The 25609-nt window shown below is 65.5% G+C and carries 27 protein-coding genes; 14 read left to right on the top strand and 13 right to left on the bottom strand.

What is annotated here, in order from left to right; translation table 11 throughout:
• Positions 1-44: 44 nt before the first annotated feature.
• Entirely contained in the window at positions 45-470 is a 426-nt protein-coding gene (locus tag LRS53_RS07285) for a hypothetical protein (RefSeq protein ID WP_231355495.1), read from the bottom strand.
• Positions 471-541: 71 nt separating this feature from the next.
• On the opposite strand from LRS53_RS07285, the gene LRS53_RS07280 reads away from it, so the two are divergent.
• A complete protein-coding gene (locus LRS53_RS07280; protein ID WP_231355494.1) occupies positions 542-892 on the top strand; it encodes a MerR family transcriptional regulator in 351 nt (116 codons plus the stop codon).
• Positions 893-1079: 187 nt separating this feature from the next.
• Here LRS53_RS07280 and LRS53_RS07275 read toward each other — a convergent pair whose 3' ends face one another.
• Entirely contained in the window at positions 1080-1631 is a 552-nt protein-coding gene (locus LRS53_RS07275) for a gamma carbonic anhydrase family protein (protein ID WP_231355493.1), read from the bottom strand.
• Positions 1632-1675: 44 nt separating this feature from the next.
• Here LRS53_RS07275 and prlC point away from each other — a divergent pair, with 44 nt between their 5' ends.
• Together prlC and LRS53_RS07265 are read left to right on the top strand one after the other, a co-directional pair.
• Positions 1676-3772, top strand: a complete 2097-nt coding sequence (prlC, locus tag LRS53_RS07270) for an oligopeptidase A (RefSeq protein WP_231355492.1) — start codon at positions 1676-1678, stop codon at positions 3770-3772.
• Positions 3769-4041, top strand: coding sequence for a YheV family putative zinc ribbon protein (locus tag LRS53_RS07265; protein WP_017641503.1), 273 nt, complete (start codon positions 3769-3771; stop codon positions 4039-4041). The genes prlC and LRS53_RS07265 overlap by 4 nt, the downstream gene beginning before the upstream one ends.
• Positions 4042-4054: 13 nt before the next feature.
• Here the strand turns inward: LRS53_RS07265 and LRS53_RS07260 are convergent, their stop codons facing one another.
• Positions 4055-4213, bottom strand: coding sequence for a hypothetical protein (locus LRS53_RS07260; RefSeq protein ID WP_231355491.1), 159 nt, complete (start codon positions 4211-4213; stop codon positions 4055-4057).
• 192 nt (positions 4214-4405) lie between these two features.
• Here LRS53_RS07260 and LRS53_RS07255 point away from each other — a divergent pair, with 192 nt between their 5' ends.
• The 3 genes from LRS53_RS07255 to gloA2 all read left to right on the top strand — a co-directional run bounded on the left by LRS53_RS07255 (position 4406) and on the right by gloA2 (position 6855).
• Positions 4406-4864, top strand: coding sequence for an anti-virulence regulator CigR family protein (locus LRS53_RS07255; RefSeq protein ID WP_231355490.1), 459 nt, complete (start codon positions 4406-4408; stop codon positions 4862-4864).
• A gap of 262 nt (positions 4865-5126) precedes the next feature.
• Positions 5127-6293, top strand: a complete 1167-nt coding sequence (locus LRS53_RS07250; protein WP_184289272.1) for a lactonase family protein — start codon at positions 5127-5129, stop codon at positions 6291-6293.
• 172 nt (positions 6294-6465) lie between these two features.
• Positions 6466-6855, top strand: a complete 390-nt coding sequence (gene gloA2, locus LRS53_RS07245; protein WP_231355489.1) for an SMU1112c/YaeR family gloxylase I-like metalloprotein — start codon at positions 6466-6468, stop codon at positions 6853-6855.
• A 9-nt stretch (positions 6856-6864) separates the two neighbouring features.
• On the opposite strand, the gene LRS53_RS07240 is transcribed toward gloA2, so the two are convergent.
• Positions 6865-7851 (bottom strand): choline sulfate utilization transcriptional regulator, encoded by a 987-nt coding sequence (locus LRS53_RS07240; protein ID WP_231355488.1) that lies wholly within the window; start codon positions 7849-7851, stop codon positions 6865-6867.
• Between the two features lie 118 nt (positions 7852-7969).
• Between LRS53_RS07240 and betC the strand changes: the two genes are divergently transcribed.
• Both betC and choX read left to right on the top strand, forming a co-directional pair.
• Positions 7970-9469 (top strand): choline-sulfatase, encoded by a 1500-nt coding sequence (betC, locus tag LRS53_RS07235; protein ID WP_231356103.1) that lies wholly within the window; start codon positions 7970-7972, stop codon positions 9467-9469.
• Positions 9470-9490: 21 nt separating this feature from the next.
• The gene (gene choX, locus LRS53_RS07230; protein ID WP_231355487.1) at positions 9491-10408 is read left to right on the top strand and encodes a choline ABC transporter substrate-binding protein; all 918 of its coding nucleotides are present in this window, start codon (positions 9491-9493) and stop codon (positions 10406-10408) included.
• 3 nt (positions 10409-10411) lie between these two features.
• On the opposite strand, the gene norR is transcribed toward choX, so the two are convergent.
• Positions 10412-11950 carry a nitric oxide reductase transcriptional regulator NorR gene (gene norR / locus LRS53_RS07225; protein WP_231355486.1) on the bottom strand — a complete coding sequence of 513 codons (1539 nt, stop codon included), beginning with the start codon at positions 11948-11950 and terminating at the stop codon, positions 10412-10414.
• A 130-nt stretch (positions 11951-12080) separates the two neighbouring features.
• Between norR and hmpA the strand changes: the two genes are divergently transcribed.
• Positions 12081-13250 carry an NO-inducible flavohemoprotein gene (gene hmpA, locus LRS53_RS07220; RefSeq protein WP_231355485.1) on the top strand — a complete coding sequence of 390 codons (1170 nt, stop codon included), beginning with the start codon at positions 12081-12083 and terminating at the stop codon, positions 13248-13250.
• 87 nt (positions 13251-13337) lie between these two features.
• Here the strand turns inward: hmpA and LRS53_RS07215 are convergent, their stop codons facing one another.
• Entirely contained in the window at positions 13338-13565 is a 228-nt protein-coding gene (locus LRS53_RS07215; RefSeq protein WP_231355484.1) for a DUF1161 domain-containing protein, read from the bottom strand.
• A 44-nt stretch (positions 13566-13609) separates the two neighbouring features.
• Positions 13610-13825, bottom strand: coding sequence for a dodecin (locus tag LRS53_RS07210; protein WP_017641514.1), 216 nt, complete (start codon positions 13823-13825; stop codon positions 13610-13612).
• A 218-nt stretch (positions 13826-14043) separates the two neighbouring features.
• Between LRS53_RS07210 and LRS53_RS07205 the strand changes: the two genes are divergently transcribed.
• Entirely contained in the window at positions 14044-14367 is a 324-nt protein-coding gene (locus LRS53_RS07205; protein ID WP_007160170.1) for a DUF883 family protein, read from the top strand.
• Between the two features lie 39 nt (positions 14368-14406).
• Here LRS53_RS07205 and LRS53_RS07200 read toward each other — a convergent pair whose 3' ends face one another.
• Complete coding sequence (locus LRS53_RS07200; protein WP_231355483.1) at positions 14407-15303, bottom strand: LysR family transcriptional regulator; 897 nt, start codon at positions 15301-15303, stop codon at positions 14407-14409.
• A gap of 92 nt (positions 15304-15395) precedes the next feature.
• Here LRS53_RS07200 and trpB point away from each other — a divergent pair, with 92 nt between their 5' ends.
• Both trpB and trpA read left to right on the top strand, forming a co-directional pair.
• Positions 15396-16604: a tryptophan synthase subunit beta gene (gene trpB / locus LRS53_RS07195; protein WP_231355482.1), complete on the top strand. Its 1209-nt coding sequence runs from the start codon at positions 15396-15398 to the stop codon at positions 16602-16604.
• A complete protein-coding gene (gene trpA / locus LRS53_RS07190; RefSeq protein ID WP_017641517.1) occupies positions 16601-17407 on the top strand; it encodes a tryptophan synthase subunit alpha in 807 nt (268 codons plus the stop codon). The genes trpB and trpA overlap by 4 nt, the downstream gene beginning before the upstream one ends.
• Positions 17408-18138: 731 nt before the next feature.
• Here the strand turns inward: trpA and LRS53_RS07185 are convergent.
• From LRS53_RS07185 to LRS53_RS07170, 4 genes are all read right to left on the bottom strand, one after another.
• Positions 18139-18549 (bottom strand): DUF2141 domain-containing protein, encoded by a 411-nt coding sequence (locus LRS53_RS07185; protein WP_231355481.1) that lies wholly within the window; start codon positions 18547-18549, stop codon positions 18139-18141.
• Between the two features lie 10 nt (positions 18550-18559).
• Positions 18560-19192 carry an HAD hydrolase-like protein gene (locus tag LRS53_RS07180; RefSeq protein ID WP_231355480.1) on the bottom strand — a complete coding sequence of 211 codons (633 nt, stop codon included), beginning with the start codon at positions 19190-19192 and terminating at the stop codon, positions 18560-18562.
• A gap of 97 nt (positions 19193-19289) precedes the next feature.
• Complete coding sequence (locus LRS53_RS07175) at positions 19290-20915, bottom strand: methyl-accepting chemotaxis protein (protein WP_231355479.1); 1626 nt, start codon at positions 20913-20915, stop codon at positions 19290-19292.
• A 125-nt stretch (positions 20916-21040) separates the two neighbouring features.
• Positions 21041-22615 carry a methyl-accepting chemotaxis protein gene (locus LRS53_RS07170; protein ID WP_231356102.1) on the bottom strand — a complete coding sequence of 525 codons (1575 nt, stop codon included), beginning with the start codon at positions 22613-22615 and terminating at the stop codon, positions 21041-21043.
• Here LRS53_RS07170 and LRS53_RS23710 point away from each other — a divergent pair.
• Positions 22523-22720 (top strand): hypothetical protein, encoded by a 198-nt coding sequence (locus tag LRS53_RS23710; protein ID WP_231356126.1) that lies wholly within the window; start codon positions 22523-22525, stop codon positions 22718-22720. The two genes, LRS53_RS07170 and LRS53_RS23710, sit on opposite strands and share 93 nt — an antisense overlap.
• 119 nt (positions 22721-22839) lie before the next feature.
• Here the strand turns inward: LRS53_RS23710 and gbcA are convergent, their stop codons facing one another.
• Complete coding sequence (gbcA, locus tag LRS53_RS07160; RefSeq protein WP_017641523.1) at positions 22840-24132, bottom strand: glycine-betaine demethylase subunit GbcA; 1293 nt, start codon at positions 24130-24132, stop codon at positions 22840-22842.
• A 327-nt stretch (positions 24133-24459) separates the two neighbouring features.
• Here gbcA and LRS53_RS07155 point away from each other — a divergent pair, with 327 nt between their 5' ends.
• Complete coding sequence (locus LRS53_RS07155) at positions 24460-25557, top strand: hybrid-cluster NAD(P)-dependent oxidoreductase (protein WP_017641524.1); 1098 nt, start codon at positions 24460-24462, stop codon at positions 25555-25557.
• Positions 25558-25609 lie beyond the last annotated feature (52 nt).

The raw sequence follows: 25609 nt of genomic DNA, 5'->3' as shown, positions 1-25609 counted from the left end.
GTGGGGTTGAGGTGGCTCCATCACCGAAGCCCAACGGGCCGCGGTCAGCCCGCCAGCCGGGGCTGAAGTCTGCCGGAGGTCGAAGACACCGGCCACGCCTGGGCGATGCCGAAGCCGATTTCGATCACCAGGAACAGGGCCAGCAAGGGACTGGCACCCTGGTACAGCGCCCAGGCCTGCCAGAGGGCGAACAGGCCCCTGGCCACGGCGTCGTAGCGCCCCAGTGCCACCGAGGGGCTGGCCAGCCGCAGCGCCGCCCAGACGCATACCACTGAGCCGAGCAGGTTGCCCAGTAGCAGGGCTTCTGGGCTGAAGGTCGCCAGGGGGGCGAATCCCAACCACTGCCCCAGGGCGTCGAGCTGCCGCAGCAGCCAGGCGAGACTCCAGGGGGTGGCGAAGGGCGCGGTGACCAGCAGATCATAGAGGGCGCTGGCACGGACCAGTCGCAGATAGGGCGCAAGCTTCCACATGGACGGACTTCCTTGAACGAGAGGAAGTCCAGTGTCGACCCTGGAGCTAGGTCCAGGGTCAAGGAGAACGGATGCGTATCGGCACCCTCGCCCAGGCTACCGGCCTGAGTCGCGACACCCTGAGATTCTACGAGCGCCAGGGGCTGCTCAAGGCGCCGCGGCGGGCCAACGGCTATCGTGACTATCCGCCCGAAGCCGTGGAATGGCTGGGCTACATCCGTACCGCCCAGCGACTGGGTTTCAGCCTGCAGGAAATCGCCGTCAACCTGGAGGACGTCGAGCGCGCTGCCGATCCCGACGCCTATCTGCAGGAACTGCTGCGCGACAAGCTCAGGGTCATCGAGGCGCGTATCGACGAATTGCAGGCGTTGCGTGGGGTGCTGTATTCGCGCCTGGGTGAAGCCTGTCCGCTGCGGACGTAGCTGAGCGTTGGGCTTTGCTGCGCTCAACCCAACCTACGACCGTGAGCGGCCATCGCGGCCATGGGCCGCTCCTACAATTGCGTTGGAGCCTGTAGGAGCGGCCGCATCGGCGGACCACCATGACCGCGATCAGTTGTAGGTTGGGTTGAGGCGGCTCCATCGCCGAAGCCCAACAGGACCAGGCCTGCTAGGCCCCCTCTTCCCCATAGCCTTCAGCCAGATGCTGGTCCTTGAGCTTCACGTAGTTGCCGGCGCTGTAGCTGAAGAAGGCGAGCTCCTTTTCCTCCAGCGGGCGGATCTGCTTGACCGGGCGGCCGACGTAGAGGTGGCCGCCTTCCAGGCGCTTGCCCGGCGGAACCAGGCTGCCGGCGCCGATCACCACGTCATCCTCCACCACCGCGCCGTCCATGACGATGCTGCCCATGCCCACCAGCACCCGGTCGCCAATCGTGCAGCCGTGCAGCGTCACTTGGTGGCCGACGGTGACGTCGGCGCCGATCAGCAAGGGATAGCCGTCCGGATTGAAGGGGCCGGCGTGGGTGATGTGCAGCACGCTGCCGTCCTGGATGCTGGTGCGGGCGCCGATCCGGATACAGTGCATGTCGCCACGGATCACCGTCAGCGGCCACACCGAGCTGTCTGCGCCAAGGCTCACGTCGCCGATCACCACCGCGGTGGCATCGACGAAGGCGCGTTCGCCCAGGTGCGGGGTCTTACCTTGGAAGGTCCTTATGGTCACGATAGATACCTTTTCTCGTCGGAAGGGTCTTGAGACCTATTAGGATGGGCTCCATATATAACTGTCAAAGCCATCGCCCCGAGGGGAACGCCGTGAGCGCCAGCAATCCGCTGCTTCAGTCCTACGACCTGCCGCCCTTTTCCACCATCAAGCCCGAACACGTCGAGCCGGCCATCGACACCGTCCTGGCCGAGAACCGTGCCGCCCTGGTCAAGCTGCTGGAGACCCAGAAGGAACACCCCACCTGGGCCGGCCTGGTGCTGGCGATGGACGAGCTGAACGATCGGCTGGGCCAGGCCTGGAGTCCCATCGGCCACCTCAACGCCGTGTGCAACAGCGCCGAGCTGCGCGCCGCCTACGAGGCCTGCCTGCCCAAGCTGTCGGCCTATTCTACCGAGATCGGCCAGAACAAGGATCTTTTCCAGGCCTACAGCCGCCTGGCCGAAAGCGAAGAAGCCAAGGGCTTCGACGCCGGCCAGAAGACCACCCTGGAGCACGCCCTGCGTGACTTCCGCCTGTCCGGCATCGACCTGCCACCGGCCGAGCAGCAGCGCTATGCCGCCATCCAGGCGCGCAAGTCCGAGCTGGGCAGCAAGTTCTCCAACCAGCTGCTCGATGCCACCCAGGCCTGGACCAAGCACCTCACCGACGAAGCGACCCTGGCGGGCCTGCCCGAGTCGGCCAAGGCACAACTGCAGGCTGCCGCCCAGGCCAAGGAGCTGGACGGCTGGCTGGTGACCCTGGAATTCCCCAGCTACTACGCGGTGATGACCTACGCCGACGACCGCGCCCTGCGCGAGGAAGTCTATGCCGCCTATGCCACTCGCGCCTCCGAGCAGGGCCCCAACGCCGGTCAGTTCGACAACGGCCCGGTGATGGAAGAACTGCTCGACCTGCGCCAGGAACTGGCGCGTCTGCTGGGCTACGCCAACTACGCTGAGCTGTCGCTGGCCACTAAGATGGCCGAGAGCAGTGATCAGGTGCTGGGTTTCCTGCGCGACTTGGCGGTGCGCTCCAAGCCCTTCGCCCAGCGCGACCTGGAAGAACTGCGCGCCTTCGCCGCCGAACAGGGCGTGCAGGACCTGCAGAGCTGGGACACCGGCTACTTCGCCGAGAAGCTGCGCCAGCAGCGCTATTCGCTGTCCCAGGAAGAGGTCCGTGCCTGGTTCCCGGTGGACAAGGTGCTCTCCGGCCTGTTCGCCACGGTGCAGAAGCTCTATGGCATCGAGATCGCCGAGCTGCGCGACTTCGAAAAGTGGCATCCCGATGTGCGCCTGTTCGAGATCAAGGAGAACGGCACCGCCATCGGCCGCTTCTACTTCGACCTCTATGCTCGCGCCAACAAGCGCGGTGGCGCCTGGATGGACGGTGCCCGCGACAAGCGCCGCGATGCCCAGGGTCGCCTGATCGATCCGGTGGCCTACCTGGTCTGCAACTTCACCCCGGCTAGCCCCGGCAAGCCGGCGCTGCTCACCCATGACGAGGTGACCACCCTCTTCCACGAATTCGGCCATGGCCTGCACCACTTGCTGACCCGCGTCGAGCACGCCAGCGTCTCCGGCATCAACGGCGTGGCCTGGGATGCGGTGGAGCTGCCCAGCCAGTTCATGGAGAACTGGTGCTGGGAGCCCGAGGGCCTGGCGCTGATCTCCGGTCACTACGAGACCGGCGAGCCGCTGCCCCAGGAGCTGCTGGACAAGATGCTGGCGGCCAAGAACTTCCAGTCCGGCCTGATGATGCTGCGCCAGCTGGAATTCTCGCTGTTCGACTTCGAATTGCATGCTACCCATGGCGACGGCCGCAGCGTGCGCGAGGTACTGGAAGGCATCCGCGACGAGATCTCGGTGGTGCGTCCGCCGGCCTACAACCGCTTCCCCAACAGCTTCGCGCACATCTTCGCCGGCGGTTATGCGGCGGGCTACTACAGCTACAAGTGGGCCGAGGTGCTGTCCGCCGATGCCTTCGCCAAGTTCGAGGAAGAAGGCGTCTTCAACCCCGAGACGGGGCGCGCCTTCCGCGAGGCCATCCTGGCCCGCGGCGGCTCCCAGGCGCCCATGGTGCTGTTCGTTGACTTCCGCGGTCGCGAGCCCAGCATCGACGCCCTGCTCCGCCATTCCGGGCTGAGCGAGGAGGCGGCGTGAGCGAGCCGATCCGCAAGAGGTTCATCGCCGGGGCGGTCTGCCCGGCGTGCCAGGCGCAGGACACCCTGAAGATGTGGACCCAGGACGGTACGCCCCACCGCGAGTGCCTCTCCTGCGGCTACAGCGACACCCTGGACGAGCGTGGTAATTCGGTCCCCAAGGAATTGCCGACGCGGGTCAATATCAGTGCACTGAAACCCAAGAAGCCCGATCCCAAGGTCCAGGCCGTACAGTTCTTTCCCAATCCCAAGCTGAAAAAGCCGGAATAGCGAAAGGCGACCTTCAGAAAAGCCGCGCCCGGTCATTCAGGCGCGGCTTTTCCGTTTCCAGGCTGGGGAACATCGATCCGCGCACGGCTTGAGTGCAGGCGAAAACGGGCGTCAGCGCAGGGGGGTCCCAGGCTTTATCCACAAAAAGCGGATTCGATAGCCAGCCGATCATCTTTTTAACCTATTGATAACAAAGGGATTTTATTGAGTCTCTGATTGGCGTCAGGGTTTTCTCCTGAAGTTATACCGATTTTATCCCCGATTTATCCACAGCCTGGAGGGTCCTGGAATGACTTGGGAGTCTTTTCCTGCAATCAGACTCCAAGCGGATAGCCGACGCCATCGTCCCTGACGAGGAAACCCCATGCGTACCGTCCTTTCTGCTGCAGTCCTCTGTCTGATAGGCAACCTGGCCCTGGCCGCGCCGCCGGAACATGGACCGGGAGGACCCAAGGGGCCGCATGGCCCGGGCTGGCAGGACCAGGGCGGTCCGCATGGCAAGGGACCGGGTCCCGAGTCGCGTGGCCAGGGTCGCCCGGGTGCCGGACCGGCTGCCGGCGGCCCGCCGGATCTGGGACCGGCGCGGGAGCTTATCCAGGCGCTGCGCGGCCAGATCGGTCGCGGGGGCGACCTGCCGCCGGGGCTGCGTCTGGAGCGCGGGCGCCCTCTCCCACCTGGTTATGGCCGACCGCTGCCGCCGGGTATCGCCCGCCAGTTGCCGGATTATCCGGGCTACGAATGGCGGCGCCTGGGGACCGACATGGTACTGGTCGCCGTGGGCACCGGGATCGTCTACGCCATCCTGCAAGGCGTACTGGACTGACCGGGACGATTCTTTTAGCGGTAGCCATGGAGTAGCGCCGAGCTCACCGCAGGCTCTGGCACAGGCTCCTTGGGCCTGCCGGCCCGGCGGAACTGGCCGGCGCGCCATCGCAGGCGATAAATGGAGAAAGACCTCTGGCACAGTGCCAGCCCGGATTTCAGTAGAATAACCGCCGCGCGCGGCCGCCTTCCGCCTTCAGACGGTAGGGAAACCGGGCCGCTTCGCATCGGTCTCAACGCTCATCGCTCGCTAAGGATTTCCCATGAGAGCTCTGCCCCGTCTGCTGCCGCTGGCCCTGTTCGCCCTGCTCGTGGGGCATAACGCCCCGGCCCGCGCCGAACCCGGTCTGTTCAATCTGCTGGTGGGCAGTTACACCGCGGGCAGCAGCCAGGGACTGTATGTCTACCGCTTCAACAGTCGCAATGGTCAGATCGATGGCCCGCTGCGGATCGTCAAGGCCTCCAATCCGTCGTTCCTGACCCTGTCCCGCGATGGCCGGACCCTGTTCGCCGTCAACGAGAACGGCCGCGGTTCGAGTGGCGACAGCATCGGGCGGGTCACCTCCTATCGCTTCGAACCGGGCAATGGCCGTCTGCAGCAGATCAGCCAGGTCAAGAGCCTGGGCGACGAGCCGACTCACTCTAGCCTCAGCACTGACGGCAAGTTCCTGTTCGTGGCCAACTACTCCAGCCTGCCGGAAGGTTCCCTGGCAGTGCTGCCGATCCAGGACGGCGGCGTGCTCAGCCCAGTGGCGCAGATCGAGTTCCATCAGCCCAGCGAACAGCACCCACGCCAGCAATCCAGCCATGTGCACGCGGCGGTGACCACCCCGGATGGCCGCTTCGTCTTCGCCCCGGATCTGGGCGCCGACAAGGTGTTCGTCTATCGCTATCTGCCGCAGCAGCCGGAGCGGCCGCTGGTGGCCGCCGAGACGCCCTTCGTCCCGGTGCCGGAAGGTAGCGGTCCGCGCCATCTGGTGTTCAGCGCCGATGGCCGCTATGCCTACCTGACCCTGGAGCTGGCCGGCCAGGTCATGGCCTTCGCCCATCAGGACGGCATGCTGCGACAGTTGCAGAGCTACAGCCTGACGCCCCAGGAATTTGTGGGCGAGCGGGATGCCGGGGCCCTGCACTTGTCCGGCGACGGGCGCTTCCTCTATGTCGCCAGTCGTGGCACGGACAACCAGCTGGCGGTGTTCGCGGTCAATCCCGACGGCACCCTGACCTTTGTCCAGCGCCATCCGGTCAATGGCCTGTCGCCACGGGAGTTCGCCATCGACCCGTCCGGGCGGTACTTGCTGGTGGCCAACCAGAAATCCAACCAGCTCAAGGTCTTCGCCCGGGATCCCGACAGCGGCACGCTCGGCGATGAATTGCAGAGCCTGGATGTGGGCGCCCCGGCCGACCTCAAATTCGTCGCGGTACCCTGAGAAGCTGTTCACGATCTGCTGCGCGTCGGCCAACCTGCGTTAAAAACGCCCTGGATCGCCAGCCCGGTCGCAATGCACATTTACCGTCCGTAAACTGCGCTTTCTCAGGCATTTTCGTGGGGCCGCCCAGGCCTTGTTTGGCTCTAGCTCGCGAGATCGTGAACAGCTTCTTATGACCCACTTCGACCGTCTGCACCACGTGGCGCTGATCTGCGCCGACTATGAACGCTCCCGGCACTTCTACACCGAGATCCTCGGGCTGCCGGTGATCGCCGAGACCTATCGTGAAGCCCGGCGCTCCTGGAAGCTGGATCTGGCGGTGGGCGAGCATGCCCAGCTGGAGCTGTTTTCCTTTCCCGATGCTCCCCCCAGGCCGTCGCGCCCGGAGGCCCAGGGCCTGCGCCACCTGGCCTTCGCCGTGGCCGACCTAGACACCACCGTCGCCCACCTGCACGGCCATGGCGTGGTCACCGAGCCGATCCGCACCGACGAGCTGACCGGCAAGAGATTCACCTTCTTCGCCGACCCGGACGATCTGCCGCTGGAAGTCTACGAGCGCTGAGTGCTGCGGTCAGGTCGCCAGCCGCGCACCGGCCAGTGACTCGCGCGGTGCCTCCAGCTCTTCCAGCAGCCAGTCCAGAAAGCGCTGTACCAGTCGCTGGCGCCGCTTGCGCTCGGGCAGGATGGCGTAATAGCCGTAGCGCGAGGTGGCCAGTCCGGCGAAGGGGCGACAGAGCAGCTCCTGGTGCAGCAGGTCGTCCACCAGGTGGCGCCAGCCGATCGCCAGGCCCTGGCCGGCAATGGCCGCCTGGATCACCAGGGTGTAGTTGTCGAAGCTCAGCACCGCGCCGGACGGTGCCGCGGGCAGGGGCGCCAGGTCCAGCGCCGGCAACAGGGTCTTCCAGTCGTACCAGCGACTGTTGGGCGCCGCCTTGAGGTGCAGCAGCGGCCAGCGCCCCAGCTCCGTGGCGGGCAGCGGCGGTTGCCGGCCCTGGAGCAGCCGCGGACTGCACACCGGAAAGACTTCCTCGTGAAACAGCGGCCAGGCCTCGCCATGCTTGAAGCGGCCGTTGCCGAAGCCCAGGGTGATGTCGATCTCCGGGCCGGGCAGCGGCACTCGATCGCTGGTGACCAGGCTGACGTCCAGTTCCGGATGGCGGGCATGGAAGCGCGGCAGGCGCGGCAGCAGCCAATAGGCGGCGAAGGCGAAGTCGGTGGCCACCTGCAGGACTTCATGGGCAGGCCGGGCGGTGACCAGGCGTACCCCTTCGTCCAGGGTGGCGAGGCCGGCCTCGACGTATTCCTGCAGCAGCCGTCCGGCTTCGGTGAGCAGGATGCCGCGATGGACCCGATCGAACAGCCGCACCTGCAACTGGGCTTCCAGGCGCTTGATCTGCTGGCTGATGGCCGGCTGCGTGGTGCCCAGTTCGCTGGCCGCCGCGGTAAAGCTCAGGCGGCGCGCCACTACTTCGAAGGTGCGCAGGCTGTCTAGTGCCAGGGCAGGGCGGTCGGCAGGCGTCGTGGCGTCCAAGGTGAAATCCCTGTGAGGGTCAGACATAAGCCCAGCTTATCCGAAACATCATCTTCTATGCCCTTCACGTGATTTTCCTGGCGTCGGATGATGGGTTATCCATAAGCAACCCTGATTCGAAGCGGAGGCCCTCTTGTCCAAGCCGATGAACATCCTCTTTCTCATGGCCGACCAGATGGCGGCGCCCATCCTGCCGCTGTACGACGCCGCCTCGCCGATCAAGCTGCCGAATCTGCAACGCCTGGCCGAGCGCGCCGTGGTGTTCGACTCCGCCTACTGCAACAGCCCGCTGTGCGCGCCCTCGCGCTTTACCCTAGTGAGCGGCCAGCTGCCGTCGAAGATCGGTGCCTACGACAACGCCGCCGACTTCGCCGCCGATATCCCCACTTATGCTCATCACCTGCGCCGCCTCGGCTATCGCACCGCGCTGTCGGGCAAGATGCACTTCTGCGGACCGGATCAGCTGCACGGCTACGAAGAGCGCCTGACCAGCGACATCTATCCGGCTGACTATGGCTGGGCGGTGAACTGGGATGCGGCGGACGTGCGCCCGAGTTGGTACCACAACATGTCCTCGGTGCTGCAGGCCGGGCCCTGCGTGCGTACCAACCAGCTGGATTTCGACGAAGAGGTGGTCTTCAAGGCGCGCCAGTATCTCTACGATCACGTGCGTCGCGGCGACGACCAGCCGTTCTGCCTGACCGTGTCCCTGACCCACCCCCACGATCCCTACACCATTCCGCGGGAGTACTGGGACCTGTACGACGACGTCGACATCCCCGTGCCGGAGGGCACCATTCCCCAGGCCGAGCAGGACCCCCACAGTCAGCGCCTGCTCAAGGTGATCGACCTCTGGGACAAGCCGCTGCCCGAGACCAAGATCCGTGACGCACGCCAGGCCTACTACGGTGCCTGCAGCTATGTCGACGCCCAGGTCGGCCACCTGCTCAAGACCCTGGAGGAGTGCGGCCTGGCCGATGACACGGTGATCGTCTTTTCCGGCGACCATGGCGACATGCTCGGGGAGCGCGGACTCTGGTACAAGATGCACTGGTTCGAGATGGCCGCCCGGGTACCGCTGCTGATCCATGCGCCCGGCCGCTTCGCCCCGGCGCGGGTGCAGGCCTCGGTGTCGACCATGGACCTGCTGCCGACCTTCGTCGAGCTGGCCGGCGGCAGGCTGCCGGCGGAGTTGCCGCTGGATGGTCGTTCGCTATTGCCGCACCTGGAAGGCCGGGCAGGGCATGACGAGGTCATCGGCGAATACCTGGCCGAGGGCACCGTCAGCCCGCTGCTGATGATCCGCCGCGGCGCTTACAAGTACATCCATTGCGAACTGGATCCGCCGCTGCTGTTCGATCTGCAGAACGATCCGCTGGAGCGCGAAAACCTGGCCGCCAGCCCCGACTATGCCGAGCTGCTCGCCAGCTTCCAGGCCGAGGTTCGCCAGCGCTGGGATCTGGCGCGCCTGCACGGCGAGGTACTGGCCAGCCAGCGGCGGCGGCGCTTCGTCGCGGCGGCCCTGGAGCAGGGCGAGCGGACCAGCTGGGATCATCAGCCCTTCGTCGATGCCAGCCAGCAATACATGCGCAATCACATCGATCTCGACGACCTGGAGCGTCGCGCCCGCTACCCTCAACCCTGAACCGCAAACCGGAGCACGGCCATGAAACACGGAATCATCGCTACGTTCACGCTGGCCCTGGTCAGCCTGTCGGCCCAGGCCGAGGATCAGGCCTGCGGAACGGTTCGCCTGGCCGATCCGGGCTGGAGTGACATCGCCGCCACCAATGCCCTCACCGGGGCGGTGCTGACGGCGCTGGGCTACACCAGCAAGGTCGAGACCCTGGCGGTGCCGATCATCTACGGCGGCATGCGCAACGGGCAGGTGGACGCCTTCCTCGGCAACTGGATGCCGGCACAGCAGGCGCACTATGACCAGTTCGTGAAGACCGGCCAGGTGACCGAGCTGGCGCAGAACCTGGTCGGTACCGAATTCACCCTGGCCGTGCCCACCTATGTCTGGGAGGGCGGGGTGAAGGGCTTCGCCGACCTGGCCAAGCATGCCGACCAGTTCGGCAAGAAGATCTACGGCATCGGCGCCGGTGCGCCGGCCAACCAGTCGTTGCAGAAGATCATCCAGGACAACGAATTCGGCCTGGGCGGCTGGCAGCTGGTGGAATCCAGCGAGCAGGCCATGCTGTCCCAGGTCGGACGGGCGGTGAAGCGTGACAAGTGGGTGGTCTTTCTCGGCTGGACGCCGCACCCCATGAACGTCGACTACCCGATCAAGTACCTGACCGGGGGCGACAAGTATTTCGGTACCGCCGGCACGGTGAACACCCTGACGCGCAACGGCTACGCCGAGCAGTGCCCCAATACGGCCCGGTTGCTGACCAATATGAAGTTCACCCTGGACATGGAAAACGCCGTCATGAGCGCCGCACGGGACAAGGGCGGCAGCTACGATGCCGCCGCCAAGGCCTGGCTCAAGGCCCATCCCCAGGTGCTGGAGCCCTGGCTGCAGGGCGTCACCACCCGCGACGGCCAGCCCGGCTTGCCAGCGGTGCAGAAAGCCCTTTGAGGGCTACCTGAGACCGAGCCGTCGCGCCAGGCGGGCGAGATTGGCGCGGTCCAGGTCGAGGGCGGCGGCGGCCAGGGTCCAGTTCTGGCCATGCTGCTCCAGGGCCAGGGTGATGGTCTGGCGCTGGAAGGCCTCCGTGGCTTCGCGCAGGGAGGTGGCGGGCAGGACGAGATCCTCGTCGGGTAGCGCCGTGGTGCCCAGCGGCAGGCCGAGCTGCTCGCTGTCCAGGGTCAGGATGCCGCCGCGTTCCTCGCTGCCGGCATGGGCCTTGAGCGCCGCCCGGCTGACGAGGTGCGACAGTTCGCGCACGTTGCCCGGCCAGGCGTAGGCCAGCAGGGTGCGCTGCGCCGCAGGCGTCAGCCGGAGGCCGCGCAGGCCCAGGCGGGCGCGATTCTGCTCCAGGTAGAAACCGGCCAGCAGCAGGACATCCCGGCCACGCTCGCGCAGGGCGGGTACCGCCAGCGGATAGACGCTCAGGCGGTGGTAGAGATCAGCGCGAAAGCGTCCGGCGCGCACGCAGTCGGCCAGGTCGCGGTTGGTGGCGGCGATGATGCGCACGTCCACCTTGAGATCGCGATCCGAGCCTAGCCGCTGCAACTGGCCGCTCTGCAGTACCCTTAGCAGCTTGGCCTGCACCGTCAGCGGCAATTCGCCGACCTCGTCGAGAAACAGGGTGCCGCCATCGGCCAGTTCGAAGCGCCCGCGGCGTTCGCTGACGGCACCGGAAAAGGCGCCGCGCACATGGCCGAAGAGTTCGCTTTCCACCAGCGCCTCGGGCAGCGCCGCGCAGTTGAGGCTGATCAGCGGCCGCTGCTGACGCAGGGAGCGGGCATGCACGGCTTCGGCCACCAGTTCCTTGCCGACTCCGGTCTCGCCGGTGATCAGCACCGTCAGGTCGCTGGCCGCCACGGTCTCGATCTCCTGGCGCAGCCGCAGGCTGGCCGGACTCTGGCCGATGAGTTCGCGAGGCCGCTGGTGCCCCACCGATTGCTGATAGGCCACGGCCAATTCGTGCTCGCTGACGATGCGGGCGGAGAGCTGACCGATGCGCTCGGCGGCGGCCACGGTGGCGGCGGCCAGGCCGGCGAAGGCGGCGAGGGTGGTGAGATCCTCGGGTCGGGCATTCTGCGCCTGCAGCGAATCCAGGGTCAGCAGGCCCCAGAGCTGGTCCTGCACATAGAGCGGACAGCCCAGGCAGTCATGGACCTCCAGGTGCCCCTGCACGCCTTCCACCAGGCCATCGTAGGGATCGGGCAGATCGCAATCGAGGGCGAAGCGGGTGGGCGCGCGACTCGCCAGCAGCAGGGCCAGACGCGGGTGCTCACCGACCTTGAAGCGGCGTCCCAGGGTGTCGGCTGCCAGCCCGCGCACCGCCAGGGGCACCAGCACCTCGCCATCCAGGCGCAGCAGGGCCACCGCATCGAAGGGCAGGACTTGGCGCAGGGCATCGAGCAGACTGGCGTAGCGTTGTTGATCGGGCAGGTCGCGGGCCAGATCCGCCACCAGCGGTACCATCACATCGAGCAGAGTGGGGCGGGTCAATTTGACCTCGGCGAGTCATAGGGACCTGGTCATTATGACCTGCGCACTGGCTAAAAGCCTGATCCAGGGCAAGTTTTAGGATGGCACGACTCGTGATAGGGACAGGGCAGTCCTGTTGGAGATCCCTGCCATGCTGTCATCCGACCAAAAAGCCATCATCACGGCCACCGTCCCCCTGCTGGAAACCGGAGGCGAGGCCCTCACCCGGCACTTCTACGCCAAATTGCTGGGCGACAATCCCGAGATCCGCCCGCTGTTCAATGGCGCCCACCAGGCCAGTGGCGCCCAGGCCCGGGCGCTGGCCCGGGCGGTGCTGATGTACGCCCGCTACATCGATCGCCTGGATACCCTGGGGCCGCTGGTGGAGCAGATCGTCAACAAGCACGTCTCCCTGCAGGTCCAGCCGGATCACTATCCGCTGGTGGGTATCGCCCTGCTGCAGAGCATTCGCGAGGTGCTGGGAGCCGAGGTCGCCACCGATGCGGTGATCGATGCCTGGGCTGCCGCCTATGGTCAGCTGGCCAACCTGCTGATCGGTGCCGAGGAACAGCGCTATGCGGCCCAGGCCGAGGCGCCTGGAGGCTGGCGCGGCGGACGCCCGTTCCGCATCGCGCGGATCGAACCGGAAAGCGAAGAGATCAGCTCCTTCTACCTGGAGCCGGTGGACGGCCTGCCGACCAGCATCGCCCAGCCCGGCCAGTACCTGGGTCTGAGCCTGATCCTGGACGGGGTCGAATACCGACGCAACTACTCGATCTCGGCGGCCAGCGATGGCCAGGGCTATCGCATCAGCGTCAAGCATCAGCCAGGTGGGGTGGTTTCGCGTTACCTGCACACCGATGCCCATGAAGGCGGCGTGTTGCAGGTCTTCGCGCCAGCCGGCGAATTCGTCCTGCAGGAATCGACCAAGCCGCTGCTGCTGATCGCTGGCGGCGTCGGCATCACGCCGCTGTTGCCCATGGTATCGGCGGCCCTGCCCAGCGGCCGGCCGATCCAGCTGATCCACTGCACCCGCCATGTCGGGGTGCAGGCCTTTGGACACTGGCTTGAAGAGCAGGCCGCCCATCATCCGCAGTTGCAGCTGTACTTCTGCTACAGCGAACCGGTGGCGGAAGAGGTCTATGCCTCGCGGCTGGACCGGACGCGCCTGCAGCGCTGGTTGCCCAAGGATCGCGATCTGGACGCCTACCTTCTCGGCCCGCAGCCCTTCATGGCCCAGGTGCGACGGGATCTGCTGGAGCTGGGGGTGCCAGAAAAGCAGATCCGTCATGAATTCTTCGGACCTGCTACGGACCTTTAGATGCGACAACGCCCGCCACCTCTCGGTGGCGGGCGTTGCATCGGCAGCGGCCGGCGCTGCCTGGGGCAGCACCCGGCAGCCGGAGACCTAGCGACGCTGGTAGACGATTTCCTTGCTACCGCCTTCGCAGTTGCCCACCACCTTGGCGGAGGCGCTGGCGCTGCCCTTGTCCACCACCTCAAGACTGTAGTGCGCTACCCGCTTGGCCTGCAGCTTGGCATCGATATCGGCCTTGACCGTGTCACACGAGGTGCCAGCGGCGAAAGCTCCGCTGCTCAGGGCCAACAAACCGAGGGTAATCACGACTCTACGCATCTTGCCTGTCCTTTTGCGAGGGGAAAGAGGTCTTGAATAGCTGCTCAGCTGGCTTCGATACGAAAGCCGATCTTCAGGGTGACCTGATAGTGCGCCACCTTGGCGTCCTGGATATGACCGCGGATTTCACCCACTTCGAACCATTCCAGGTTCTTCACCGACTTGGAAGTCTCGGCGAGGGCATTATTAATGGCGTCCTCGACACTGGTGGTGGAAGAGCCAACGATTTCCAGCTTCTTGTAGGTGTGATGATCGGACATGAAAATCTCCTGGGTCAGCAATGACGAGCGCTGCAGCGGATAGCCGGCAACGCGTTGACCGGTGTCGCGGTCGACTCGCCGGGAAGGGTGCCTCTGACATTTGAGGCCGCGAAAGGTCCCGATAAGTTCACTGCCCAGGCTCTCGGATACGGCTATGCAGCACTTTCCAACGGCTCGGTAGTCACATTTCCTGAATCCGTCCATCTCAGGAGGTTGTCATGGCCCGTAACACCGACTACCAGGCGTCCATCGCCAGCATCGAGAACGAAATCAACAGCCTGCTCGACTCGCTGGCATCGCTGAAGAAGAACGCGGCGCGCGAATCCCGCAGCAGCCTGAACTCCTTCAAGAGCACCGCTCGCGAAGCCCTGCATCATTCGGGCGATTCGCTGGAAGAAGTCTATGACGACGTGCGTCGCCTGACCCGTCAGTACGGCCGTGCCGCCAGTGGCGTGGCGCGCGAACATCCCTGGGCCACCGTCGGCATCGCCGCTGGCGTGACCGTTCTGGTCGGCTGGGCGCTGCTGCGCGGCGACCACTGATCGTGGCAGTTCGAGGCATCCCACGGGATGTCTCGGGCGCTAGCGCTCGGCCAGCTCCTGTCTGAGCCAAGCCGCCAACCGCTCCACCCGCTCGTCCGCCAACCGACCCGGCGCCCATAGCGCCAACTCCGCACCGGTCGTCGCGAAGCCCCAGGGTGCGACCAGCCTGCCCGCCTTCAGATCTGCCGCCACCAGTGGTTCCGGTGCGATCGCCACCCCCAATCCCGACAGCGCCGCCTCCAGCAGGTAATAGAGGTGCTCGAAGCCCTGCCCGTACCCCAGCACCGGTGCCGCCAGGCCCTGGGTTGCGAACCACTGTGGCCAGGCCTGGGGCCGCGACAGGGTGTGCAGCAGTCGCTCCGCCAGCAAGGCCTGCAGATCACCGTCCCTGAGCCGCAGATAGGCCGGACAGTAGGGACTCAGCACCGGCCCGATCCGCTCGGGCGCCAGGTGATAGGGCCGGACATCGTGAGGCGGCGCCGTCTCGGTGAACAACAGGCTGGCGTCCAGACCGGCAGCGGCCAGCGGGGTATCGTCGGTACGGGTCGAAAGGTGCAGGCGCAGCTCCGGCAGATCGCGATTGAGGCGATCCAGTCGCGGAATGAACCAGCGGGCCACCAGGCTGCCCGGGCAGCCCAGCACGAAGGGTCCCTGGCGACTGCCAGCCTTGAGTTCAGCGCACACCTCGCGTAACCGTTCGAAAACCTCACCGCTCACCTCGCGCAGGCGCAGCCCGGCCTCGGTCAGCGCCAGCCCCCGACCTTCACGGCGAAACAGCGCCACCCCGAGCTGTTCCTCCAGTGCACGAATCTGGCGACTCACGGCGCCGTGGGTCACATGCAGTTCGTCTCCGGCGCGACTCATACCGCCCAGACGAGCGGTGGCTTCGAAGGCACGTAGGGCATTTAGGGGAGGCAGGTCGCGGGGTTCGCTCATCTGTGAGATTTCCTGACGGGTCATCGCGATCTTATCGATTTATCACCGGCACTCAAGCAGGTAAGGTAGATCCATCTTCGCAGGAGAATCCCATGACCCAGACCGCTTATCGCCAGGGCCCCGACGCTCAAGGCATGTTCGGCCAGTTTGGTGGCCGCTATGTCGCCGAAACCCTGATGCCGCTGATCCTCGATCTGCAGCGCGAATACGAGACCGCCATGGAAGATCCGGCGTTTCTCGAGCAGTTGGCCTATTTTCAGCGCGACTACATCGGCCGGCCCAATCCGCTGTACTTCGCCGAGCGCCTGACCGAGCATTTCGGTGGTGCCAAGATCTATCTCAAGCGCGAAGAGCTGAACCACACCGGCGCGCACAAGATCAACAACTGCATCGGCCAGATCCTGCTGGCCAAGCGCATGGGCAAGACGCGCATCATCGCCGAGACCGGCGCCGGCATGCACGGCGTGGCCACTGCTACCGTGGCTGCGCGCTTCGGCCTGCCCTGCGTCATCTACATGGGCACCACCGACATCGATCGCCAGCAGGCCAACGTCTTCCGCATGAAGCTGCTGGGCGCCGAGGTGATTCCGGTCACCGCCGGTACCGGTACCCTCAAGGACGCCATGAACGAGGCCCTGCGCGACTGGGTGACCAACGTCGCCGATACCTTCTACCTGATCGGCACCGTGGCCGGTCCGCACCCCTATCCGGCCATGGTCCGCGACTTTCAGGCCGTGATCGGTCGTGAGACCCGCGCGCAGATCCTGGAAAAGGAAGGGCGCCTGCCCGACAGCCTGATCGCCTGCGTCGGCGGTGGCTCCAATGCCATGGGCCTGTTCTACGAATTCCTCGATGACACCGATGTCGCCATCGTCGGCGTCGAGGCCGGTGGTCACGGCGTGGACACCGACAAGCATGCCTCCAGCCTCAACGGCGGAGTGCCCGGGGTACTGCACGGCAATCGCACCTTCCTCTTGCAGGACGACGACGGCCAGATCATCGACGCCCACTCCATTTCCGCCGGTCTGGACTATCCCGGCATCGGCCCGGAGCACGCCCACCTGCACGATGTGCAGCGGGTGGAATACGTACCGATCAACGACGACGAGGCGCTCACCGCCTTCCATCAGACCTGCCGTCTGGAAGGCATCATCCCGGCCCTGGAATCCGCCCACGCCCTGGCCGAGGCCTACAAGCGCGCGCCGCACCTGCCCAAGGACCACCTCATGGTGATCTGCCTCTCGGGCCGCGGCGACAAGGACATGCAGACCGTGATGAGCCACCTGGGAGACAAGCTATGAGCCGTCTGGAAACCCGCTTCGCCGCGCTGAAGGCCGAGGGCCGCGCGGCCCTGGTTACCTACACCACCGCGGGCGATCCGGACTATGCCACCGCCCTGGCCATCCTCAAGGGCCTGCCTGCGGCCGGCGCCGACGTCATCGAACTGGGCATGCCCTTCACCGATCCCATGGCCGACGGTCCAGCCATCCAGGCCGCTGCCCTGCGTGCCCTGCAGGGTGGCCAGAATCTGGCCAAGACCCTGGAGATGGTGCGTGACTTCCGTCGCGGGGAAGGGGAGACGCCACTGGTGCTGATGGGCTACTACAACCCCATCCACCGCTATGGCGTGGAGCGCTTCCTGGCGGAAGCCGCCGAAGCGGGCGTGGATGGCCTGATCGTGGTCGACCTGCCGCCCGAGCACGACGCCGAGCTGGCGCTGCCGGCCCAGGCGGCCGGTATCGACTTCATCCGTCTGACCACCCCGACCACCGATGACGCCCGCCTGCCGCGCGTACTCAACACCAGCTCCGGCTTCGTCTATTACGTATCCGTCGCGGGCGTGACCGGTGCCGGCTCCGCCACCACCGAGCACGTCGAGGCCGCCGTGGCGCGCCTGCGTCGTTTCACCGACCTGCCGCTAGCCGTCGGCTTCGGCATCCGTACCCCGGAGCAGGCCCGCGTGATCGCCCGGATCGCCGATGGCGTGGTGGTGGGTTCGGCATTCGTCGACCAGATCGCCAAGGCCGAATCCTCAGGCGCTGCTATCGATGGCGTGCTCGGCCTCTGCAAGCAGCTGTCGGACAGCGTACGCACCGCGCGCTGAGTACTTGCCAGTGCTTGAAAAGACCGCCTAAAGCGGTCTTTTTTATGCCTGAATGCTTTGCAAACTGTGCATAAGTTTGTGGGTAGTCTGTTCGCTACCGGCGCAAAGCCGCGTGCCAGAAGGGCTGCGGGGATACTGACCTTGTTGATCGAATTGGCGACGGTCAGGTTCAACCGGTCAGGCTGCGGACGATTGCCTGTCGTGCCGTCATTGCTTGACAGGTAAAGGCTGTGGATAAGCCCTGGGCAAGTTGTCAGCAACCGCTGGGGCAACTGTCCAAGGAAAATTGCTCAATAAATAACCAATTCCGCTCAGGCTATGCATGACGCCAGAAGACGTTTCTTCTGGCTGGTTTGCCCACATCTGCTGTGTGCGTGCCTGTGGAAAAGATGTGGGACCTGATCTGTACGCCAGGGCTGGCAAGGCTTGTAGAGGATCGTACAAAAAATGATCAATACTGTTTCAGGCGTTTTCCACAACCCACAATAGCGTTGCATAGGGCTGTGGATAGGTTGTTCGTCCAGTGTCAGAGACCAGAGCTGGCGCGGCCTCCAGAGGATCGATCAAATAATGACCAGTTTTTCGGGATATGCCCGAGTCAAGGGATTTCTTTTGCCAGCCCAAGGAGTTATCCACGCCTGTTCAGCTCGGAGTTCAGCGATCGACGCTAAGAGTCATGTGGATAACTCTGTTGATTTTCTGTTTGGAAGCCTGTGCATTAAGCCTGCGTCCTAGCGCAGCGTCACCTGTTGGCGCAGACCGGCGGCCGGTAGGGTGAAGGCACATTCCTCGAAGGTGGCCATGCGCATGCGCAACGGCGGATTGTTGCTGTAGCCGTATTGTTCGGTGGGCATGCCGATGAAATTGGTATCCAGCTGGCTGTTGCTGTTGCTGTCGTGGATGACCGACACGGCGTAGCGTCCGGGCGGCAGGTCGAAGCGCTGTTCCTGGGCACCTGCCTGTGCAGCGAGATGTGCCTGGGCCACCGGCGTCCTGTGCGCCTTCCAGGCCTCTTCGCTATCGAATACCGCCAGCAGCAACTGGCCCCCCGAGGCATCGACCGTCTCCACCCGCACCTGCAGCTCGGCGGCGTGCAGCACACCACTCAGACAAAGACCAGCGACCAGCAACAGAGACTTCATGGACATTCCTTCAGCAGGGGGAGGGCCGCAGCCGCAACAGCTCGACCGGGTGTTCGAAGAAGAGATCGGGCTGCTGCGCACGCAGCGTCGCCGGGCAGCCATAGCCCCAGGCCACGGCCGCGCAATCCAGCCCGGCGCGGTGCGCAGCCTGGAGATCGCGCAGCTCGTCACCGACATAGAGCGCCTCGGCCGGTGCGATGCCCTGGCGGCGGAGCAACCGTGTCAGGGGCCGGGCCTTGCCCAGCAGGGGGATATCGAATTCGCCATCAGGGAACAACCGTCCGGCCTGGGGCAGTACCTGATGGACCGCGGCGGCGGAATTGGAGGTCGCCAGACCCAGCGCCAGGCCGTTGGCCTGGAGCCGGTCGAGGGTGGCGGGAATCTCGGCGAAGGGCGCCACCTGGTCGCCGCGCTGGACCAGCAGGCGGCGATAGTGGCGGGCGATGCGCGGTACCTGCCACAGCGGGATGCCCAGGCTGTCGAGCAGGCCGGTCAGGGAGGCGGCGCGCAGCCGGGGCCACTCGTCGGCAGCTGGCTGACGAAAGCCATGGGTTCGCGCCAGCTCGCCCAGGCAGCTCAACAGAAAGGGCAGGCTGTCCGCCAGGGTGCCGTCGAAGTCGAAGATGACGTAGCGATAGCTCATGCGAGAGAGGCGCGGTGGGCGAAGGCGCCAGCGTAGCGGTCGCCTCCCGGTTTTGCCACCGCGACGGGATCCGGCAGGGGTGTCCCTGCCGGACAGGTCACACGCGGAAGCGGCGGATCTGGCCGTTGAGCTCCACCGCCAGTTCGGAGAGCTGCTGGCTGGCGGCGCGGGTCTGTTCGGCACCGGCGGCGGTCTGCACCGACAGATCGCGGATGCGCACCAGGTTGCGATCCACCTCGCGGGCCACCTGGGCCTGCTCTTCGGCGGCGCTGGCGATCACCAGGTTGCGCTCGTCGATGCCCGATACCGACTGGGCGATGGCGGCCAGGGCGGCGTTGGCCGACTGCGCCTGCTCGCGGGTCTGGCGCGCCTGGTCGGCGCTGGTCAGCAGCGCATCGACGGTTTGGCCGGTGCCCTGCTGGATGCTGCCGATCATGCCTTCGATCTCGCGGGTGGATTCACCGGTGCGATGGGCCAGGGCGCGCACCTCGTCCGCGACCACGGCGAAGCCGCGACCGGCATCACCGGCACGCGCGGCTTCGATGGCGGCGTTGAGCGCCAGCAGGTTGGTCTGTTCGGCGACCGAGCGAATCACGTCCAGCACCTGGCTGATGTTGCGGGTCTGTTCGGCCAGCTGGCGAGCCTGTTCGCTGGCACCCAGCACGTTTTCGGTAAGCACCTCGATGGCGCCCAGGGTATCGCCCAGCTGCCGCTGGCCCTGGCGCGCGGTATCGGCGGCCTGGCGCGATTCGGACGAGGTGGAGGTGGCATTGCCGGCCACTTCGTCCACCGCCTGGCTCATCTCGGTGACCGCGGTGGCCGCCATCTCGATCTCGCTGTTCTGCTGCTGCAGGCCGTGGGCGCTCTCCTGCATGACCGCGGTCATCTCCTCGGCGGCGGAGGCCAGCTGGGTAGCGGAATGGCCCAGGTGCCCCAGAGTGTCGCGCAGATTGGTCTGCATCTGCTGCATGGCCTGCAGCAGCTGGGCGGCTTCGTCGTGACCGCGGGTATCCAGGGTCTGGGTCAGATCGCCGCTGGCGATGGTCCGGGCGGCGGCCACGGCCTCGGCGATGGGCCGGGTCATGCTCAGGGTCAGGCGCCAGGCCAGCAGCACGGTCAGACCCAGGGCCAGGGCGATGACCATCCAGGTGATGGAGGTGGCCTGGGCATAGGTGTCGCCGGAGTGCTGAGAGGCAGCCTTGATGTCTTCCTGGTTGATCTTGCGCAGGGCTTCGGTGCGCTCGTTCATCTGCACGCCGAGCTGGGCCATGCTGGTCTGGATCAGGCTGCGGGCCTCGTCGACCTTGCCGGCCCCGATGAGGTCGGCGAGTTGCGCGGTGTAGCGGACATAGTCGCCATGGATCTGGCGCAGGGCATCGAAGGCCTGGCGCTCGCGATCGCCGCTGACGAGTTTTTCATAGCGACCGAAACCGGCGCCGATGTCGGCGTTGATGCTGTCGATCTTCTTGCGCGTGTTGGCGACGGTGGCGGCGTCCGGAATGGCCAGCAGGCGCAGCACCTCGACCCGGGTGCGGGCCAGTTGCAGGGCAAGGTTGTCGGCTTCGACGATGCTGGGCACGTTGTTGGTCTCGATTACCTGGCCCTGGGCCCGGATCTGCGACAGTTGCAGCAGGCCGAACAGGCCCAGACTGGCGACGAGGATGGCCAGCAGGCCGAAACACAACACACTGCGAATGGCGAGGGAGAAGGAACGAAAGGTCACGGCGGCAGCCCCGGTGAAGAGTGAGGTCTCCTTTAACGGCTAGAGGCGCCGCGACTTTATGGTCATTCGTCTTAAAGCTGACTGTCGACGACCCGACGGCTTCTAGCCTAGGGGCTGATACTCGCTCAGAACTGGAAGCGACGTACCTGACCACTCAAGGTCGCTGCCAGATCCGCCAGTTGCTGGCTGGCGCCCCGGGTCTGCTCGGCACCGGCGGCGGTCTGCACCGATAGATCGCGGATGCGTACCAGATTGCGATCCACCTCGCGGGCCACCTGGGCCTGCTGCTCGGCGGCGCTGGCGATCAGCAGGTTGCGTTCGTCGATGCCGGATACCGCATCCGCGATGGCAGCGAGGCCGGCATTGGCCGCCTGGGCCTGTTCCCGGGTCAGGCGTGCCTGATCGGCACTGCTCAGCAGCGCATCGACGGTCTGGCCAGTGCCCTGCTGGATATTGCCGATCATCTTCTCGATCTCGCTGGTCGAGTCCCCGGTACGCTTGGCCAGGGCCCGTACCTCGTCGGCCACCACGGCAAAGCCGCGGCCCGCCTCACCGGCCCGGGCGGCCTCGATGGCGGCGTTGAGCGCCAGCAGATTGGTCTGCTCGGCCACCGCGCGGATCACGTCCAGCACCTGGCTGATGTCGCGGGTCTGGCTTTCCAGCTCACGGGCCTGGGCGCTGGCGCCGAGGACCTGCTCGGTGAGGGCTTCGATGGCGCCGAGGGTCTCGCCCAGCTGGCGCTGGCCCTGGGCCGCGGTCTGGGCGGCCTGGCGCGACGCGGTAGAGGTCGAGCCGGCATTGCCGGCGACCTCTTCGACCGCCTGGCTCATCTCGGTGACGGCCGTGGCGGCCATTTCGATCTCGTTGTTCTGCTGGCGCAGGCCGTGGGCGCTTTCCTGAGTCACCGCGGTCATCTCCTCGGCGGCCGAAGCCAACTGGGTGGCCGAATCGCCGATGTGCGCGAGGGTCTCGCGCAACTGGCCCTGCATCTGCTGCATGGCCTGCAGCAGCTGGGCCGCCTCGTCGCGCCCGCGAGCGTCCAGCGGCTGGGTCAGGTCGCCGGTGGCGATGGTACGCGCCGCCGCAACGGCCTGGGCGATGGGCCCCGCGATGCTGCGGGTCAGCCGCCAGGCGAGCAGGGCGGTGAGGGCCAGCGCCAGCAGGATCATCAGCCAGGTCACGGTGGTGGAGCGCGCATAGGCGGTATCGGCCTCGTTACTGGCCGTATGGATATCCTGCTGGACCACGTTGCGTAGCGTCTCGATGCTGGCGTTCATCCGGAGACCCAGTTGCGCCATGTTCTGCTGGACCACCTGGCGCGCCTCGGCCATCTGGCCGGCGCCGGCCAGGTCGGCCAGCTGCCGTACGCCCTGCATGTATTCCCGGTGCACCTGGCGCAGATCGTCCAGTGCCTGTCGGCTCTGTGGCGACAGCGCGCCTTGCTGATAGCGTCCGAAGGCGGCCTGGACCTCGGTACTCAGGTCGTCCAGCTTCTTGCGGGTGTTGGTCAGGGTTTCGGCATCGGGCATGGCCAGCAGACGCAGGGTTTCGATGCGGGTTCGGGCCAGCAGCATCCCCAAGTCATTGGCGGCGACGAGCGTGGGGATATGGCGCTGTTCTACCTGATGACCCAACTGGCGGATTTGCGCCAACTGAAACCAACCGAACAAGCCGAGGGCAGCGACGAGTGTCGCGAGAATGCCAAAACACAGCAGATTGCGAGTAGCGATGGACAGCGAGCGAAGAGTCATGATGAGCCTGTGAAAGACGAGTCAAAACGTGAACAGGCTCACAACTTTATGTGATGTTTTAAATTAAAGACGCTAAAAGGGGTGCGTCAAAAAACCGCATTAACATAAAGACAGTTTATTGGCATGCCCATGGAGCCCTTGCGGCTCCATGGGTGGTTTGGAATTCGCGTTCCTCAGTCACCGCCGACCTGGCGTAGATGCGCGGCTGGCGCCTCTTCGCCGAGGTTGTTGAGCAGTCGCTCGCTGTACCAGTCGATGAAATTGATCACGCCGAATTCGTAAGTCTTTGAGTAGGGACCCGGCTGGTAGGCCTTGGAGTTGATACCACGCTGGTTTTCCTCGGCCAGGCGGCGATCCTGGTCGTTGGTGGCATCCCAGACCTTGCGCAGGTTGACCGGATCGTAGTCGACGCCTTCCACGGCGTCCTTGTGCACCAGCCACTTGGTGGTCACCACGGTCTCGGTCGGACCCAGCGGCCAGACGGTGAAGACGATCATGTGATCGCCCATGCAGTGGTTCCAGGAGTGCGGCAGGTGCAGGATGCGCATGGAGCCCAGGTCCGGGTCCTTGATGCGACCCATGAGTTTCTGGCAGCCGGGCTTGCCGTCCAGGGTCATGGACACGGTGCCGGCGAGCAGTGGCATGCGCACGATGCGGTTGCGCAAGCCGAAGCTGGCATGGGCGTAGGGGATGTTGTCGGCGTCCCAGCGCGTGGTGCAGGCGGCGACCTGATCCTTGAATGCCTGGGAGGCACGCGGATCGGTGACGTCGTCCCATTCCAGCAGGGTGTTCAGCAACTCGGGGTGGGAGCCGCTGCAGTGATAGCACTCGCGGTTGTTTTCCAGCACCAGCTTCCAGTTGGCCTGCTCGACCAGGTCGGTGCGTACCGCGACCTTGGCGTTCTCCATGTCGTACGGCTCCATGTAGTGCTCGAGCGTACGCAGGAAGTCGTCGATGGCCGGCGGTTCGTCGGCCAGGGAGATGAAGATGTAGCCGCCGGCGGTCTTGACGTGGATCGGCTTGAGGTTGAAGTCGGCCATGTTGAAATCGGCGCCCATCTCGGTGCCGGCGAACAGCAGGCGGCCGTCCAGCTCGTAGGTCCACTGGTGGTAGGGGCAGACCAGCTTGGCGACCTTGCCCTTGTCGCTCACGCAGAGGCGCGAACCGCGGTGACGGCAGACGTTGTGGAAGGCGTGGACCTTGCCCTCGGCACCGCGGACCACCAGGATGGGGTTGTCACCCAGCTGCAGGGTGATGAAGTTGCCCTTGGTGGGGATCTCGCAGGTCATGCCGGCGATCAGCCATTCCTTGCCGAAGATCTCCTGCATGTCGATCTGGAACAGGCGCTCGTCGTTGTAGAACGGCTGGGGCAGGGAATAGGTGCGCTCGCGGGTGCGCAGCATCTCGGCCGTGGCCTTGCGGGCCGGATCGAGAGGGTCGCCCAAACTCAAGGTGCTGACGTCCATCGTACATCCTCGTGGCCACCGCGGCGGGTGGCGAAAGTGGTTGGTCACGGTATTGCAAGGCTATTGGCCGACAGGACAGGGCCGCCGAATGACCCCGTGCTTCGCCCGTCGCGCGCTGTTCAGGTTCGGCTTGGGCGGAGTGTGGGGCCGGAGCCGGGAGGGGGCCTTGCTCATGGGCGACATGGCCGACGCTGTTCACGACGCCCCAGCCCTTGCCACTGCTGGGCCGGTCGCCATCGGCATGTGGATGTCGCGATTGGGAAAGTGGCGGTCGTGGGGCCCTCCCAGAATCGCCGCCAATAGCCCCAGTGGCAGTCGAGGTGCGTCATGAATACCTTCCTCAACCCCGTAACCACCCAGACCTGGACCAATGGCCGCCACCCCGTGCGCTGTGTCAAGGTCATCCAGGAAACCTGGGACGTGCGCACCTTCTGCTTCACGGCCGAAATCCCGCTGATGTATTTCTTCAAGCCGGGCCAGTTCGTGACCCTGGAGCTGGAAATCGATGGCCGGCAGGTGATGCGCTCCTACACCATCTCCAGCTCGCCTTCGGTGCCCTACAGCTTCTCCATCACCGTCAAGCGCGTGCCGGGCGGCCTGGTATCCAACTGGCTGCACGACAACCTCAAGGTCGGTGAAAACCTGGCCGTGCATGGCCCGGTCGGCCTGTTCAACGCCATCGATTACCCGGCCGACAAGGTGCTCTACCTCTCCGGCGGCGTGGGCATCACCCCGGTGATGTCCATGGCGCGCTGGTTCTACGACACCAACGCCAGCGTCGACATGGTCTTCGTGCACAGCGCCCGCACCCCGCGCGACATCATCTACCAGGGTGAGCTGGAGCACATGGCCGCGCGGATCGACAACTTCGCCCTGAACCTGGTGTGCGAGCGCACCGAGCACGGTGAGTCCTGGGCTGGTTTCCGCGGCTACTTCGATCGCCGCATGCTGGAGCTGATGGCGCCGGACTTCCGTGAACGCGAGATCTTCTGCTGCGGCCCCACGCCCTACATGAACGCCGTCAAGGCCATGCTCCGCGAGCTGGACTTCGACATGACCCGCTACCACGAGGAATCCTTTGGCGCGACGCCGCCGGAAGCCAAGGTCGAGGCCGCCGAACAGGCCGAAGCCGCCGCCGACCTGCCGCCGATTCCCCTGGAAGCCCAGTGCCTGATCTCTTTCACCGAGAGCGACAAGAGCGTCAGCATCGGCCCTGGCGAGACCATCCACGGCGCCGCGGCCAAGCTCGGCCTGCACATTCCCAAGGCCTGCGGCATGGGCATCTGCGGGACCTGCAAGGTGCTCAAGAAAAGCGGCGAGGTGGTCATGGACCACAACGGCGGCATCACCGAGGAAGACGAGGCCGAAGGCTACATTCTGTCCTGCTGCAGTATTCCGCAGGGGGATGTGCAGATCGAGTTCTGAGGAGGAGGGCGGTTGGGTTGAACCTGAGCGAAGCCCAACGCTGCCCAGATCG

The sequence above is a fragment of the Pseudomonas sp. PLB05 genome, assembly GCF_021106615.1.
GTDB classification, from domain to species: Bacteria; Pseudomonadota; Gammaproteobacteria; order Pseudomonadales; family Pseudomonadaceae; genus Chryseomonas; species Chryseomonas benzopyrenica.
The sequence above is the reverse complement of the archived record's forward strand: the minus strand, read 5'-3'. Positions and strand labels throughout refer to the sequence as shown.

Coding starts and splice junctions, on each gene's coding strand:
- LRS53_RS07285 (WP_231355495.1), bottom strand. CDS start 470: ATGTGGAAGCTTGCGCCCTATCTGCGACTGGTCCGTGCCAGCGCCCTC.
- LRS53_RS07280 (WP_231355494.1), top strand. CDS start 542: ATGCGTATCGGCACCCTCGCCCAGGCTACCGGCCTGAGTCGCGACACC.
- prlC (WP_231355492.1), top strand. CDS start 1,676: ATGGGCTCCATATATAACTGTCAAAGCCATCGCCCCGAGGGGAACGCC.
- LRS53_RS07260 (WP_231355491.1), bottom strand. CDS start 4,213: ATGATCGGCTGGCTATCGAATCCGCTTTTTGTGGATAAAGCCTGGGAC.
- LRS53_RS07255 (WP_231355490.1), top strand. CDS start 4,406: ATGCGTACCGTCCTTTCTGCTGCAGTCCTCTGTCTGATAGGCAACCTG.
- LRS53_RS07250 (WP_184289272.1), top strand. CDS start 5,127: ATGAGAGCTCTGCCCCGTCTGCTGCCGCTGGCCCTGTTCGCCCTGCTC.
- gloA2 (WP_231355489.1), top strand. CDS start 6,466: ATGACCCACTTCGACCGTCTGCACCACGTGGCGCTGATCTGCGCCGAC.
- LRS53_RS07240 (WP_231355488.1), bottom strand. CDS start 7,851: ATGTCTGACCCTCACAGGGATTTCACCTTGGACGCCACGACGCCTGCC.
- betC (WP_231356103.1), top strand. CDS start 7,970: ATGAACATCCTCTTTCTCATGGCCGACCAGATGGCGGCGCCCATCCTG.
- choX (WP_231355487.1), top strand. CDS start 9,491: ATGAAACACGGAATCATCGCTACGTTCACGCTGGCCCTGGTCAGCCTG.
- hmpA (WP_231355485.1), top strand. CDS start 12,081: ATGCTGTCATCCGACCAAAAAGCCATCATCACGGCCACCGTCCCCCTG.
- LRS53_RS07215 (WP_231355484.1), bottom strand. CDS start 13,565: ATGCGTAGAGTCGTGATTACCCTCGGTTTGTTGGCCCTGAGCAGCGGA.
- LRS53_RS07210 (WP_017641514.1), bottom strand. CDS start 13,825: ATGTCCGATCATCACACCTACAAGAAGCTGGAAATCGTTGGCTCTTCC.
- LRS53_RS07205 (WP_007160170.1), top strand. CDS start 14,044: ATGGCCCGTAACACCGACTACCAGGCGTCCATCGCCAGCATCGAGAAC.
- LRS53_RS07200 (WP_231355483.1), bottom strand. CDS start 15,303: ATGAGCGAACCCCGCGACCTGCCTCCCCTAAATGCCCTACGTGCCTTC.
- trpB (WP_231355482.1), top strand. CDS start 15,396: ATGACCCAGACCGCTTATCGCCAGGGCCCCGACGCTCAAGGCATGTTC.
- trpA (WP_017641517.1), top strand. CDS start 16,601: ATGAGCCGTCTGGAAACCCGCTTCGCCGCGCTGAAGGCCGAGGGCCGC.
- LRS53_RS07185 (WP_231355481.1), bottom strand. CDS start 18,549: ATGAAGTCTCTGTTGCTGGTCGCTGGTCTTTGTCTGAGTGGTGTGCTG.
- LRS53_RS07180 (WP_231355480.1), bottom strand. CDS start 19,192: ATGAGCTATCGCTACGTCATCTTCGACTTCGACGGCACCCTGGCGGAC.
- LRS53_RS23710 (WP_231356126.1), top strand. CDS start 22,523: ATGGCGCTGTTCTACCTGATGACCCAACTGGCGGATTTGCGCCAACTG.
- gbcA (WP_017641523.1), bottom strand. CDS start 24,132: ATGGACGTCAGCACCTTGAGTTTGGGCGACCCTCTCGATCCGGCCCGC.
- LRS53_RS07155 (WP_017641524.1), top strand. CDS start 24,460: ATGAATACCTTCCTCAACCCCGTAACCACCCAGACCTGGACCAATGGC.